This is a genomic window from Microbacterium sp. zg.Y909 (assembly GCF_024626565.1).
Genome location: NZ_JANJFJ010000094.1, coordinates 1 through 14,381 on the forward strand (window position 1 = coordinate 1; position 14,381 = coordinate 14,381).

General features: G+C 68.6%; 10 protein-coding genes. 4 read left to right on the top strand and 6 right to left on the bottom strand.

Annotated elements, in window-relative coordinates; all coding sequences use genetic code 11:
* The 3 genes from NQ160_RS09090 to NQ160_RS09100 all read left to right on the top strand — a co-directional run.
* On the top strand, positions 1-357 hold a 357-nt coding region (locus NQ160_RS09090; protein ID WP_257514908.1), incomplete at its 5' end, for a DUF3883 domain-containing protein.
* Between the two features lie 1,075 nt (positions 358-1,432).
* On the top strand, positions 1,433-3,049 hold the full coding sequence (locus NQ160_RS09095; RefSeq protein WP_257513674.1) for an N-6 DNA methylase: 1,617 nt from the start codon (positions 1,433-1,435) through the stop codon (positions 3,047-3,049).
* Entirely contained in the window at positions 3,046-4,467 is a 1,422-nt protein-coding gene (locus NQ160_RS09100) for a hypothetical protein (RefSeq protein WP_257513673.1), read from the top strand. Before NQ160_RS09095 ends, NQ160_RS09100 begins: the two co-directional genes overlap by 4 nt.
* A gap of 26 nt (positions 4,468-4,493) precedes the next feature.
* Here the strand turns inward: NQ160_RS09100 and NQ160_RS09105 are convergent, their stop codons facing one another.
* From NQ160_RS09105 to NQ160_RS09130, 6 genes are all read right to left on the bottom strand, one after another.
* Positions 4,494-7,988, bottom strand: a complete 3,495-nt coding sequence (locus NQ160_RS09105) for an error-prone DNA polymerase (protein ID WP_257513672.1) — start codon at positions 7,986-7,988, stop codon at positions 4,494-4,496.
* A 30-nt stretch (positions 7,989-8,018) separates the two neighbouring features.
* On the bottom strand, positions 8,019-9,554 hold the full coding sequence (locus tag NQ160_RS09110; protein ID WP_257513671.1) for a DNA polymerase Y family protein: 1,536 nt from the start codon (positions 9,552-9,554) through the stop codon (positions 8,019-8,021).
* Positions 9,551-10,255: a hypothetical protein gene (locus NQ160_RS09115; RefSeq protein ID WP_374113620.1), complete on the bottom strand. Its 705-nt coding sequence runs from the start codon at positions 10,253-10,255 to the stop codon at positions 9,551-9,553. Before NQ160_RS09115 ends, NQ160_RS09110 begins: the two co-directional genes overlap by 4 nt.
* A 218-nt stretch (positions 10,256-10,473) precedes the next feature.
* Entirely contained in the window at positions 10,474-10,971 is a 498-nt protein-coding gene (locus tag NQ160_RS09120; protein WP_257513670.1) for an HNH endonuclease, read from the bottom strand.
* 313 nt (positions 10,972-11,284) lie between these two features.
* Complete coding sequence (locus NQ160_RS09125) at positions 11,285-12,076, bottom strand: M23 family metallopeptidase (protein WP_257513668.1); 792 nt, start codon at positions 12,074-12,076, stop codon at positions 11,285-11,287.
* 362 nt (positions 12,077-12,438) lie between these two features.
* Positions 12,439-13,140 (bottom strand): metal-dependent transcriptional regulator, encoded by a 702-nt coding sequence (locus NQ160_RS09130; RefSeq protein ID WP_257513667.1) that lies wholly within the window; start codon positions 13,138-13,140, stop codon positions 12,439-12,441.
* Positions 13,141-13,248: 108 nt separating this feature from the next.
* On the opposite strand from NQ160_RS09130, the gene serC reads away from it, so the two are divergent.
* Positions 13,249-14,361, top strand: a complete 1,113-nt coding sequence (serC, locus tag NQ160_RS09135; protein ID WP_257513666.1) for a phosphoserine transaminase — start codon at positions 13,249-13,251, stop codon at positions 14,359-14,361.
* Positions 14,362-14,381 lie beyond the last annotated feature (20 nt).

Here is a 14,381-nt window from a genome sequence, read left to right on the forward strand (position 1 = left end):
GATCAGACTGCCCGCCGCCTAGCTGAGATCCGAGGGATCAAGTACGCCATCCGATCTTTGACCGCCGACGGCTGGGTCTTGGAGAGGGACTGCCAACAGGATGGCGTTGGCTACGACCTGCTCTTCAAGCGAGAAGACCGACTGCTCAAGGTGGAGGTCAAGGGAATCCAAGGGCCGGCTCTGATCTTTAACCTGACTCCGAAGGAGTGGTGGAGAGCGACAACGGACCCGGACTGGATTCTTGTCGCTGTCACCGGTGTCCTATCGCCGCTCGAGCCAAAGGTGAATGTGGTGACCAGGCAACAGATCGCCTCCTCTCGGCGAATGGCGCTCGGTTACCGGACCTGGATCGACTAGCCGGGTCCCGGCCCACACGCCAGTCGTCTCTCGGCGTATCAACGGTTCTGGATCCAGCCGCTCTCAAGCGTCTTCCGTTAGCGAGTTCGACCGTCACCCAATAGCCCGACCTGCCGTCGGTGGAGCTGTCGGCGACCAACTGTTCGTAGAACTCCAGGCTAGATTGCGGCTCCAATCGATACGGCATCATCTCGTCGCCCTCGTCTCGGCCCATCAGCACTTCTGTCGAGCGGCACGACGTTGGCGTGACTTCCTCATAGAGCAAGACCTCCATGACCGTCACAGCAGAGCGGCCTCTGTTGCGAATCGCAACGTTGATCCACTGGGTCTGGTCGCTTTGTGGATCGCGAGCGATTCGAGCGTCACCCGCGCGCCTTAATGCCGCCAAGTCCAGACATTCCAGACGAGCGCCGCTACCCCCGCGATAGCCGCGACGATGGAGATGATGAACGCCGGAAGTGCGAGCGGGTCTGAGAGTGGAACGGTGGCGAGGAATCCCTGCCGACAGTACCGCCAGCGCGATTAAGACGGTCGCTGAGGTGGTCCAAGGCTGAACACAGCGGGCGCACGCCCGCGAGAGCACCGGCAGTGTCCGCGCCCCCTGCGAGAATGTAAGAATGATGGACTGCAGATACAGGCTCGAAGAGCCATGGTGCGGGGCCTGTTGCAGACCGCATGTCGCGCTGCGCCTACGCCCAGAAACGCAGGACTGCCGCGTCCGCGAAGCACCGCAGGGCCTCATCGACGACCTTCGCAAGCCGCCAACGATTCAAACGATCGTCGTGTCCGCCGGATCCACGCTCCCGAGCCAGCCGCTCGCACTAGCAGACCCGGACGTCGGCGTTTTCGCTGACCAATCCATCCCAGGGATCGACTTGGGAGTTGTGAGACGTGCTGGGCCCTCTCGGACACGCTCCTACGGCCGGAAGTCGCTCGTTCGGTGGCCGCTTCGCCGGGATCCTCGACGGATCTCAGCGTTGCGTCTCGCGTTGAGGACGTCGCTGGCATGACATCGCCACAAACCTTGCTTCACACCCCGCGGGTAATGGGCGGATCGGACGGGGACAGCAGTCGAATGGACACTGTTGTCAGCGCGCGAGAAGACGATGAAATCGCCTCCGCGTTCTCCGGAGGGGCATCAACATCGAGCCGCCGCATCGCAGAAGCTATCCGCGTCCTGTCGGTCCGAACCGGCGGAAACGAGCGGACTGGGTGGCTGGCGGCCGTGTCTCGACTCGTTGCCGACATGAGGCCCGACATCGCAGACGCGCTGGTCGCGTACCTTGGAACCCCGCCCAGAGATACGTCCAACCCACTCGTCGGTTTGACGATCGGGGAGATCGGCATCGTCTACGAGGCTCTGCTCGCCATTGGCGACCACAGCAGCCGGCGATCACGAGGGCAGTACTTCACGCCCGATGACGTCGCCCGGTTCATGGCACACCAAGCGCGCCGTTTTCCAGCCGGACATTGGATCGACCCCTGTTGCGGCGTCGGCAACCTCGCGTGGCATCTCGCGAGCTCGATGGACGACTCCGCGACCTTCGTGATGGAAAGCCTGACCCTCGTGGACCTCGACGGCACGGCCCTAAAGACTGCTGTCGCGCTCATATCGGCGAGTTTCGCGCCACATGCTTCGACGGAGACACTGGCACGGCTCGCCCAGCGATCCAGGACCCAGGATTACCTCACCGAAAGCCAGCCGCCACACGACTTCGCGATCTTGAATCCCCCCTACGCGGGCACAAGCCGGGACGAACGGTTCAGAACTGCGGATGCGCGTGACCTCTACGCCTACTTCCTCGAGCGCGCCATCACTTCCTCGACGGGCTTCATCTCGATCACGCCAGCCGCTCACCTCACCGGAATCAAGTATTCCGAGCTGCGCGCCCTGCTAAGCGAGAAGAGTGGCGGGGAGGTGCTTGTTTTCGACAATGTGCCAGACACCGTGTTCCGCGGCTACAAATACGGGTCTACCAACACGTCGAAGACCAACTTCGTGAGGGCCGCGATTACAGTCTCTGCGCCTGGTGACCGTGACTGGCGCATCACCCCTATTCTTCGATGGGCTTCTGCCTCACGTTCTCGGCTATGGCAGAGCGCAAGAAAAGACTTGCTGCCTCTTCGTATCGGCCCTGCTGGCGAGTGGGCGAAGCTTATGCGCGGGACCGAAGGCGTCTGGGAACATCTCGCTACTGCGGAGAGGACCCTTGCCGATATAGTCTCGCGAACTCCGACGCCGTTCAGACTCAGCGTCGCCGCGACTCCTCGCTACTACGTCTCCGCATCTCGCCGCGACCTCGACCGCACATCTAAGCACAGTCTCTACTTTCGAAACCAACAGGACGAAGAACTCGCGTATCTTCTACTCAACAGCTCACTGCCCTATTGGTGGTGGCGGACATTGGAAGGCGGCATCACCCTTTCGCTGCGCAACCTTCGTTCACTTCCGATCCCCCCTGACTTGGTCCCGAACGAGGAGCTGGTTTCTCGACTTGACGCCTCGGATACAGTTGACATGGTCACAAAGCTGAACGCAGGACGGCTTAATGAGAATGTCCGGCGCCCACGCGACCTCGTCACCGAGATAGACCATCATGTCTTGCCCAATCTGAAATTCGATTTCTCGCGCACCTTCGCCTCGGACATGTTCACAGGCGAGTTCGACCTCGACGAATTTGGAAGCCATTGATCGAAGACAACCGCTCAGACACCTTCATCCCCGCCCAGACGGTTGCTGAGGCAGCGTCGCGAATCGGCGCGATCACGGGCGCGAGGGTAGAAGCCACGAGGGGGGAGAAGCGAGCGCTCCTGGCGCTCCGAGACGCATTGGGCATCGATGTTGCCGCGGTTCGAACGAACGCCGTTCTCGGAGAATCTCTCGCAGAGGCGTTGGGAGTGCAGTGGGACAGACCCGCATACGTATCGCGTAACACTCTGACAATCGACGGAGTAAACGCCATCCTCCGCGCCGCAACTGCATCGTTCCGCAGCGGTGCGTTGAGCAGGAGCACCGACACAACCACCTTCGGGCTCACAGGAGATCGCTGGGCAGCGTTCCGGCCGGCGCGCACGAAGATCGAGGCCGTAAACCGGATCTCGGCACTAACGAATAGTGGGCCGGAGTGGCTGGGACCGGGCAGCAAAGAACACAAACGAGTCCTCGTCAATCTAGCGGCGAGCGTTCTGCCAGGAGTTGATACGCGCCGGCTCACCAAGACGGGTCTGGGAGCGAAGCTCGCAGCAGCGTTCAACGTTCCGTGGGGGGACGGCGCTATTTCGACCGGCGAGACAATTCGCCTCGAGGGCCTCAACGCGCTGCTCGCAGGCGCCGAAGAGCACTTCGGCGTTCTCGGCACTGATCTGGCTCACTCCTTTCAAACGCCCGAGTCAGAGGGTTCTCTCTTGGCAGCAGCTCTGAAGGACGGCCTGCCGGCGGGCATTTGGGACGGGCGTAGTTGTGTTGAATGGATGACGAAAGAGCGACTTCGGGGCGCTAACGACTCAGAGTGGCAGGGTTTCTTCTTCGAGGGATACGCAAGGCAGGTCCTCGCCAAACTTCCCCCTGCCACGTCCGCTCCGCGAGTGAAGTATGGACAGACGGTTTTCGACTTTTCACTGAACTACGTCTGGGACCTGAAGGCGCACACCGAGACGTACTCGAAGACCACCGGGCAGCCATCCTCGGGCAGAGTGATCCTCAACGATGAGGAAGCAGTTCGTGCCTGTGTCGACGAACAGGGTCTGGGGTTTCTTGTTCTGAGTGGGAGAGCGATCCCCGACACAGATGGTGAATTCCGTGCATGGCAGAATGCGAGAAAGGGAAAGCCCTCAGCGCCGAGCAATAGTGGAAAATCTCGTGTCAGGAAGGCACAGTTTGTTCCACTCAGGATCGAGTCTTACTGGATCGGTAACTCGCAGGAGCTTGACGCAGCGCTCCTCTCTGGGGTGGTCCGCCCTTGGAAGCAACCTCGTCAGGCACCCCGCCTGTCGGGGGAGTCTGGTGCAGAGCGTCGCACAAAGATGGAGATGACGTTGGCGCGAGCACGGACGGAACTCCGGGTGAGCGCGTTCGACTACGAGCCCGCAACGCGCGTCGCTCAGGTGTAGCACGCACCCGAGCCTGAATATGCCGTTCACCGGAAGTCCCGCGACCGGTGCGTCACCCCCACCCGCAGATCTTCGAAGGCATCCGCCACCAGGTTCGTCACGCCCTCCGGCGAGCGCTCCAGCAGCCCGCGCGCGATGAGCGCGGGTGAATCGCGTAGCACCCGGCGATAGCGATTCCACACCCCCACCGAGCAGACCACGTTCACCAGGCCGTGCTCGTCCTCGAGGTTGAGGAACGTCACCCCGGATGCCGTCGCCGGCCGCTGACGGTGCGTCACCAGGCCCGCCACCTCCACCCGGCGGCCGGTCTCGTGCGTGCGCAGCTCGCCCGAGGTGAGCACCCCGCGGGCATCGAGCTTCGCCCGGTAGTGGGCCAGCGGGTGGTCGTCGGTCGAAATGCCGGTGGCCCACAGATCCGCGGCGAGCACCTCGTAGCTGGTGGGGTCGGAGAACAGCGGCGGCTGCACCGACACCAGGGTGCCGGGGAGGAACTCGGCCCGGTCCTGCGCCGCCGACCCGGCGAGCCAGATCGCCTCGCGGCGACTGAGCCCGAAGCATCCGAACACGCCGGCGGTGGCGAGCGCCTCGAGCTGCGCGGCGGTCGCGCCGGTGCGCCGCACCAGGTCGCGCAGGTCGCGATACTCCCCCGACGCCTCGCGCTCGGCCACGATGCGCTGGGCGAGCGGCTGGCCAATGCCTTTGACGGCCGCGAGGCCGAGGCGGACGGCGAAGGCGCCGTCGCGGCGGTGGGCGGCGGACTCGTCGGGGGCGGTGGGGTTGAACTCGGGGACGGGGGGTTGCTTGCGGTCGGTGCAGGCATCCCGCCCCGTCGGCCCCCTCCCGAAGACAGGCGGACTACCGAAGGCAGGACGGTTGCGCCCGGAAACGTCCTGTTCCGGTGATTCCACCTGTGTCGGCGACGACGGCGACCCCGCCGCGATCCCCGCCTCCCCCACCGGCTCCAACACGGCCTCCACCCCCGACAGGTGGAGGTCGGGGCGGAGGACCTCGACGCCGTGGCGGCGGGCATCGGCGGTGAGGGTCGCCGGCGAGTAGAAGCCCATCGGCTGCGCGCGCAGCAGTCCGGCGAGGAACGCCGCCGGGTAGTGCAGCTTCAGCCACGAGCTGGCGTACACCAGCAGCGCGAACGACAGGGAATGGCTCTCGGCGAACCCGAAGTTCGCGAACGCCTGGATCTTGGCGTAAATGTCGTCGGCGAGGTCCCCGGTGATGCCGTTCTCGGCCATGCCGGCGTACAGCTTCTTCTTCAGCGAATCGATCCGCTCGATGCCGCGCTTGGAGCCCATCGCGCGGCGGAGGACATCGGCATCCGCCCCGCTCAGCCCGCCCACGGCCATGCCCATCTGCATGAGCTGCTCCTGGAACACAGGAATACCGAGGGTCCGCTCCAGCACCGGCTTCAGCTTGGGGTGCGGGTAGGTCACGGGCTCGTGCCCGAGCTTGCGCCGCACATACGGGTGCACCGCCCCGCCCTGGATGGGACCGGGCCGGATCAGCGCGATCTCGATCACGAGGTCGTAGAACCTGCGCGGCTGCAGGCGGGGCAAGAGGCCCATCTGCGCGCGCGATTCCACCTGGAACACCCCGATCGAATCGGCCCGGCACAGCATGTCGTAGACGCCCTGCTCCTCTTTGGGCAGGGTAGACAGCTCCCACCGCTCCCCCGTGGCATCCGCGATGAGGTCGAAGCTGTACTGCAGGGCGGCGAGGATGCCGAGCCCCAGCAGGTCGAACTTCACCAGCCCCATCCACGCCGCGTCGTCCTTGTCCCACTGGATGACCGTGCGGTTCTCCATGCGCGCGTGCTCGATCGGCACCACTTCGCCCACGGGCCGGTCGGTCAGCACCATGCCGCCCGAGTGGATGCCGAGATGGCGCGGGGCCTTCAGCAGCTCGGTCGCATACTGCAGCACCCGGTCGGGGATGTCGTGCATCTCGGCGGCGGCATCGGCTTCGGGCAGCGGCCCCCAGTGCTCCACCTGCTTCGACCAGGCATCCTGCTGCCCCGGCGAGTGCCCGAGCGCCTTCGCCATGTCGCGCACGGCGTTCTTCGGCCGGTACTGGATGACGTTGGCCACCTGCGCCGCCCGCTCGCGCCCGTAGGTCGCGTAGACCCACTGGATGATCTCCTCGCGGCGATCGCTGTCGAAGTCGACGTCGATGTCGGGCTCTTCATCGCGCAACGCCGAGAGGAACCGCTCGAACGGCAGGTCGTAGGCGATGGAATCCACCGCCGTGATGTCCAGCAGGTAGCAGACCGCGCTGTTGGCGGCAGAGCCCCTCCCCTGGCACAGGATGCCGCGGCGGCGCGCCTCTTGCACGATGCCGTGGACAATGAGGAAGTACCCGGGAAAGTCCTTCTGCTCGATGACCCCGAGCTCCTTCTCGATGCGCGCCCGGTCGGCGTCGGTCGCGTCGGGGTATTTGCGGGGCACGGCTTCCCACACCAGGTGCCGCAGCCACGTCATGGTGGTGTGCCCCTCGGGGACGGGGAGCTTCGGCAGCGCGGGCTTGGCGCGCCGCAGCGGAAAGGCCAGCTCGTCGGCCAGCGCGACGGTGCGGGCGATGGCGCCGGGGTACCGGGCGAAGCGCTGCGCCATCTCGCGGCCCGAGCGCAGGTGCGCGCCGGCACCTGCGGGGAGCCATCCGTCGAGCTCGTCGAGGCTGCGGTTGGCGCGCACGGCCGCGACGGCGGCGGCGAGGTCCGCCCGCTCGGGGGCGGCGTAGTGCACGTTGTTGCTGGCCAGCACCGGGAGTCCGCGATCGGCGGCGAGGGATGCCAGCACGTCGTTGTCGCGGGAATCCGTCGGGGCGCCGTGGTCGATCAGCTCGACGTTGACGGCATCGGGGCCGAAGACGTCGACCAGCAGGTCGAGTTCGCGGGCGGCGCCGGCGGGTCCCTCGGCGGCGAGCGCGGCGCGGACGGCGCCCTTGCGGCATCCGGTCAGCACCGCCCAGTGGCCGTCGGCGCGGGCGGCGAGGTCGTGCAGGTCGTAGACGGGGCGGCCTTTCTCGCCGCCTGCCAGCTGCGCGTGGGTGAGGGCGGCGGCGAGGCGGTGGTAGCCCTCCTCGCCGCGGGCGAGCACGAGCAGGTGCCGCCCGTGCGGATCGGGCTCGCCGTTCTGCGGGCCTGGCAGCCCCAGCGACAGCTCGGCACCGAACACCGTCTTGACGCTGCGGGCTTCGGCGGCCTCGGCGAACCGCACGATGCCGTAGAAGCCGTCGTGGTCGGTGACCGCCAGGGCGTGCAGGCCCAGGCGCTCGGCCTCTTCGACGAGTTCCTCTGGGGAGGAGGCGCCGTCGAGGAACGAGAACGAGCTGTGGGCGTGCAGCTCGGCGTACGGCACGACGTCGTCGGGGCGGGCGATGGGCGGCGGCGTGTACGGCCCGCGCTTGCGGGACCAGGCGGGGCTGTCGCCGCCGTCGGCCCCGGCGGGCTTGCGGCCGCTGAGCAGCCGCTCCATCTCGGACCACGACACCGAGGGGTTGTTGAAGCCCATCAGCGGGGGTCCGTCGTCTTCGGGCGGGGGTCAGTCATAGCGGCCCTCCGCCGACCAGTCGCCGGCCTCGCACACCAGCAGCCACGCCGACTGCTCGGCATCCACCACCTGGAACCGGTGGGCGCGCCGCGCGCGGGCGGCATCCCACCCCCGCTCGCGCACCGGCCACGGACCCGCCCACGCGTCGATGCGGCGGCGGCGCCCGCTCTCGACCAGCACCGCCGGCGGCGCCGTCAGCGCGTCACGGTCGCCGACGGCCACCGCGTCGCCGTCGGCGTCGACCACCGTCACCGGCCGCGGCGGGTCGAACACCGTCGACGGCAGCGGGTCGGGCAGGCTCCCGGGCCACGGCCGCTCGCGAGGCCGCGGCACCACGGGGCGGTCGCCCCACGGCACGAGCACCTGCCGCTCGCTCAGCCACCGCCCCCCGCCGACGACCGGGGTCACCACCCCGCGATGCCCGAGCATCGCCTGCACCCGCGACAGGGCATGGTGCACGCGCTCGTCGGGGCCGCCGCCGAAGAGGGAGCGCACGTGGTGGGCGGCGGCATCCACCGTCTCGGGAGCGATGCGCACCCGCGTGACGGCGCTGCGCAGCCCCGCCTCGCCCAACTGCCAGCGCACCCGGTCGACCACCTCAGCGGCGGTGAACGCGCCGGGATGCAGCCACACCCGCTCGCTGTTCTCGGCCCGGTCGCCGGTGATCTGCACCCGCAGCTCGGTGCACACGAGGTCGAGGGCGCCGAGCGCGCCGATGAACTCCTCGGCGGCGACGCGCATGGCGAAGGCGACCTGGTCGGCGATCTCGAGCGGCGGCTCGAACGCCACCTCGCGGTCGAGATCCGGCGGCGGAGTGCGCGGCAGCACGGGACGGGAGTCGCGCCCCGCGGCGAGGGAGTGCAGGCGGATGCCGCGCTCCCCCAGCCGCTCGCCGACGCGCTCGGCGGGGAGGGCCGCGAACTGCCCGAGGCTCTGCACACCCAGGCGCCCCAGCAGATCGACGACGTCGGGCTCGTCGAGCACGGTGATGGGCAAGGGCGCGAGGAAGGCGGCGGACTCCCCCGCTGGCACGATGCGCACCGGCGCCTCGGCGAGGGTGCGGCGGGCGGCCTGCTCCGCGGTGAAGGGGCCGTCGGCGATGGCGATGCGGACATCGGTGTCGCCCATCGCGTCGCGCAGGGTGTGGGCGGCGCGCTCCTCGCCGCCGTAATAGCGAGCCGGCCCCCGGGCGCGCAGCGCACACAGCCCCGCCCGCATCAGCTGCACCCCGGGGGCGAGCTCCTCGATGCGGGCGATGAGCGGGGCGAACACCCGCTGGTCGCGGGTGGGGTCGGCGTCGGCGATCGTCAGCTGCGGGCACCTCGCCTGCGCGTCACGGCGCCGCTGCCCCCGCCGCACCCCCTCGGCGCGGGCGGCGGCGGAACAGGCGACCACCGCCCCCTTGTCGAGCACGGCGACGGGCGCGGCGGCATCCACCCCCGCCTCACGGGCGAGGGCGACGACGGGCCAGTCCGGCAGCCACAGCACGAGGGTGCGGGGCACGGGGGCATCGGGTGCGGTGCTCATCCCGCCGCCCGGATCGGAAGCGGCATCGGTGCCGAGCGCGGCACCGGAGTGGATGCCGCGGCAACCTGCCCCGACGACGCCGGCAGCTGCACGCGCGCGCGGCGCGGCACCGGGGTGCGGCGGCTGCTGACGGTGACGGTCAGCTCCCGGGCGGCGAGGTAGCCGTAGCCGTCGCCGACCCCCGACCACACCGGGTCGCTGACGTCGATCATCGCCTCGGTCTGCGGCCAGGTGCCCTGCACCAGCAGCACCGCGCCGCGCTCGCGCAGGCGGGCGGCCAGCCGCGAGATGTCGGCATCCCGCGCACGCGAGGGCGGGCGTACCGCCACCACCGGCAGCACCTCGGCGACGGCGGATGTGACCGCCAGCCACCGGGTGCCGGGCTCGGGGATCAGCACCAGCTTGTCGAGGGCGACCCCCACGCGCTCGGCCGCCTCGGCGCCGAACTCCGGCATGCCGACCACCCCGCACCAGGAGCCGGCCTGCGAGGGCGGGGCCAGCAGCGCCGAGAGCAGCGTGAGCGACGAGCCGAGCGAATACGCCGACCCCGGCCGCAGGCCGCGCCCCGGGAGCAGTCCCGCGAGCGCCGGGTCGGCCGGCAGCACGGGGGCATCCATCCGCCGCCCCTGCACACGCTCGAGCTGGGCGCGCAGACGCTGCACGTCTTCTGCCGCAGCCTGGTTCCGCACGATCGACCTCACCAACACAGACTAGAACGGATGTTCTAGATCATCAACGTCACGATCGAAGATACGCTCGGGTTCCGACATCGCCTCGCTGGCCGCCCCGCGCACGAGAAACCACTTTTCGGAGGAGAAACACCGCAGTGCGTGGTGTCTCGGTGGGGCGGATGCCGCAACGCCCCGGATGCCGCAACACCCCGGCCCCGCAACCGCCGGAACCCGCGACCCCGCACCCGCTACGCGGCCAGCGCCAGGTACGGCTCCCACCGCGGGTCGGCACGCTCGGTGCCGCGCACGGTCCACTGTGCGCCGCGCGGGGCGCGGGGCACGAGGCGCAACTCCCACCCGATCTCCTGCGGAGTGCGGTCGCCCTTGGTGTTGTTGCAGCGCACGCACGCGGCCACGAGGTTCTCCCACGAGTCGGCACCCCCGCGCGAGCGCGGCAGCACGTGGTCGATGGTCGTCGCGGTCTTGCCGCAGTATCCGCAGCGGTGCGCGTCGCGGCGCAGCACGCCGCGGCGGGTCACCGGCACCGCGCGGGCCCCCGGTACCCGCACGTAGCGGGTCAACAGGATGACGGCGGGGCGGTCATACGCCCCGCTCGCGGCCCAGACCGGGTCACCCTCGACGCGTTCGACGATGGTGGCCTTGTCGTTCATCACGAGCACCAGTGCCCGCTTGAAGGAGACCACGGCGAGCGGCTCGTAGCCGGCGTTCAGCACCAGTGTGCGCACAATCGATGTCCTCTCGAATGGCCGGGACGGATTCTCGGATATTCGACTCACGTGACGATCGATCGGCGGCGGGCACGAAAAAGGGCATGAAAAAAGGCGCTGTCTTCACAGACAGCGCCTGGGGCGCGGCGGCAGAGCCGCAGCATCCGCTCTCATGATGCCGAAGGGCGAACAGCCCGAGCACATCCGTGGTTCGGATGCGTCGCGTGCCGCCCATCGGCTTCCCTCCGCCTTCTCTCAGCGTCGGGATCAGGCTAACCCACCCACACCCCACCGGCGCCGGAGCGCGGATTCGAACGGTGTGCGCGTGTCGTCAGCCGGCGTTGGACTGCAGCCACGCCAGGGGGTCGATGTACGAGCCGTTGACCTGCACCTCGAAGTGCAGGTGCGGGGCCGTCGCGTACCCGGTCTGGCCGACCTGTCCGATCAGCTGTCCGGCCTCCACGGTCTGGCCGGCCGAGACGACGCGGGTGCCGTAGGACATGTGGGCGTAGGTGGTGCTGACCTTCTGGCCGCCGACGACCGAGTCGATCATCACGACGGCGCCGTAGCTGCCGCCGCCGTCGGTCGAGGTGCGGACGACACCGGATGCCGCGGCGAAGATCGGCGTGCCGGTCCCCGTCATCATGTCGAATCCCTTGTGCCCGGCGTATCCGCCGAAGAGGTTGTAGCTCTGGTAGTTGAACGAGGCGACCGGCCAACGCACTTCACCCGATCCCGCTGCCGTCATCGACAGGTCGACGGACGCGACCGATCCGGTGCGGCGGGCGGTGGTGGCGGCAGCCGCGGTCGCGGCGGCGCGGGCGGCGGCGGCCTCGGCAGCGGCCTCTTCGGCCTTCTTCTTCTCGATCTCCTCGGGCGTCGTCGCCGAGTAGCTGTAGCGATCGAGGGCCTCGGGCGTCGCCTCGGAGGCGACGACGAGGGACTGCGCGTTGTCGGCGGCCGCCTGGTGCAGCGTCACCGCTTCGGCCTGGTCGACCGGACGCGTGGTCGCGGCGTAGGCGGGCAGCGCGACAGTGGCGATGAGTCCGACGACCATGGCGACGATCGCAAAGCTGCGAGCGGGCTTCGCCTTCTCGCGACGGGCGAGCGGCGAGGCGGGCACCGTCGCCGCAGAACGGCGGCGAACCAGCCGCGAAGCTGTCAGCGTGGAACCGAGGCGCGTCCGGCGCGTCGCCCCCGTGGGAGCGATCTCAGCGTCATCACGAGACAGATCAAGGTTTTCGGTCAAATCACCCTCCGGCGCCTCGGCGCCGGGTGGACGCTGGCTCGTCGGCAATCGGTGTCGGGGCACAGATTTGCGGGGTTTCCCTCGGGGACGACGAGCCGCAGAGGCGATCCCCGTGGTATCCGTTGGCGTGCTTCTCGCCGTTGGACCCTTCCGACGCTACCTCAAGATAACGAACATGTCACGCTCTGGTGCACAGGTGCACGAACCTACCTGCTGGGGAGGCGTCGCCGCGCCGCTCAACTGCGGTCGTCGACGAGGAAGATGTGCGAGGCCACCTCGACCGGAAGCTCGAGCGCCTCGTCGTTGCCGTCCATCTGCACGAGCACGTATCCCTCGTTGAACCGGAAGTCCCCCACTCCCCCCGGAACGACCCCGGCCAGCCGCAGCTGCATCAGCAGCTCGGGGTCGACCTGCGCCGGTTCGGCCAGGCGCCGCACGGTGCCGCGAATGGGCGCGTCGACGGCGTTGAGGCGTCGAACGAGTCCCACCACGCCCTTGTCGAAGGTCGTGGCCGGCACGTCGCCCAGCTGGTCGAGACCGGGGATCGGGTTGCCGTACGGCGACTCGGTGGGGTGGCCGAGCAGCTCGATGAGGCGCCGCTCCACCTGCTCGCTCATCACGTGCTCCCAGCGGCAGGCCTCTTCGTGCACGTACGCCCAGTCGAGGCCAATGACGTCGCTGAGCAGCCTCTCCGCAAGGCGGTGCTTGCGCATGACGTCGACGGCCTTCTGCCGGCCGGCATCCGTCAGCTCCAGCCGCCGGTCCTCCGAGACGACGACGAGACCGTCGCGCTCCATGCGTCCGACTGTCTGCGACACGGTGGGTCCGGAGTGCCCGAGCCGCTCCGAAATACGTGCCCGCAGGGGGATGATGTCCTCCTCCTCCAGCTCCAGGATGGTGCGGAGGTACATCTCGGTCGTGTCGATCAGATCGGTCATCAAAGCCTCGATGTCAGGAGCGGTGGCAGCCCTTCCAGCCTATCGCCTGGCCGTCATACGGCTCCGGTGCGGCCGGGATGCCGTTGGCTACAGCCCTAGAATCGGCACATGGCCCACGTGACGCTGCCCCGAGAGATCCTGCCCGTCGACGGTCGCTTCGGATGCGGCCCCTCGAAGGTGCGCGCCGACCAGATCGCAGCGCTCGTCGGCCCAGGGCTGGCGCTTCTCGGAACCTCCCACCGGCAGGCACCGGTGAAGAGCCTCGTCGGCAGCGTCCGCGCCAACCTCGGCGAGGTGTTCCGTCTCCCCGACGGCTACGAGGTCATCATGGGCAACGGCGGCTCGACCGCCTTCTGGGATGCCGCCGCCTTCGGCCTCATCGAGAACCGCAGCCAGAACCTCGTCTTCGGCGAGTTCGGCGGCAAGTTCGCCGCCGCGGCCACCACCCCGTGGCTGCAGGCGCCCGACGTGCGCAAGGCCGAGCCCGGCACCCGGGCCGTCGCCGAGCCGCTCGAGGGCGTCGACGTCTACGCCTGGCCACACAACGAGACCTCCACCGGCGTCATGGCGCCCGTGCAGCGCGTGCGCGGCGATGCCGGCGCGCTCACCGTGATCGATGCCACCAGCGCCGCCGGCGGCATCGACTGCTCGGTCAGCCAGGCCGACGTCTACTACTTCGCTCCGCAGAAGAACCTCGGATCCGACGGCGGCCTGTGGTTCGCGTTCGTCTCCCCCGCCGCGATCGAGCGCATCGAGCGCATCGCGGCATCCGGCCGGTACATCCCCGAGTTCCTGAGCCTGAAGAACGCCCTGGACAACTCGCGCCTGAACCAGACGCTCAACACCCCCGCGCTGACGACGCTGTACCTGCTCGACAACCAGCTGGACTGGATCATCGGCAACGGCGGCCTGCAGTGGGCCGACGCCCGCACGCGCGAGTCGTCGACGGTGCTCTACGAATGGGCCGAGGCGACGTCGTACACGACGCCCTTCGTCGCCGACCCGGCCGACCGCTCGCAGGTCGTCGTCACGATCGACTTCGACGACTCGGTGGATGCCGCAGAGGTCGCCAAGGTCCTGCGCGCCAACGGCATCGTCGACACCGAGCCCTACCGCAAGCTCGGGCGCAACCAGCTGCGCGTGGCGACGTTCGTCTCGATCGAGCCCGCCGACGTGCGCCAGCTCACCCGCTGCATCGAGATGGTCGTCGACAACCTCTGAACCGAGGGAACGCCGTGGCG

Bases quoted from the DNA above. Each gene is read 5' to 3' on its own strand.
- NQ160_RS09095 (WP_257513674.1), top strand. From the start codon at position 1,433: ATGGACACTGTTGTCAGCGCGCGAGAAGACGATGAAATCGCCTCCGCG.
- NQ160_RS09105 (WP_257513672.1), bottom strand. From the start codon at position 7,988: ATGGGCTTCAACAACCCCTCGGTGTCGTGGTCCGAGATGGAGCGGCTG.
- NQ160_RS09110 (WP_257513671.1), bottom strand. From the start codon at position 9,554: ATGAGCACCGCACCCGATGCCCCCGTGCCCCGCACCCTCGTGCTGTGG.
- NQ160_RS09130 (WP_257513667.1), bottom strand. From the start codon at position 13,140: ATGACCGATCTGATCGACACGACCGAGATGTACCTCCGCACCATCCTG.
- serC (WP_257513666.1), top strand. From the start codon at position 13,249: ATGGCCCACGTGACGCTGCCCCGAGAGATCCTGCCCGTCGACGGTCGC.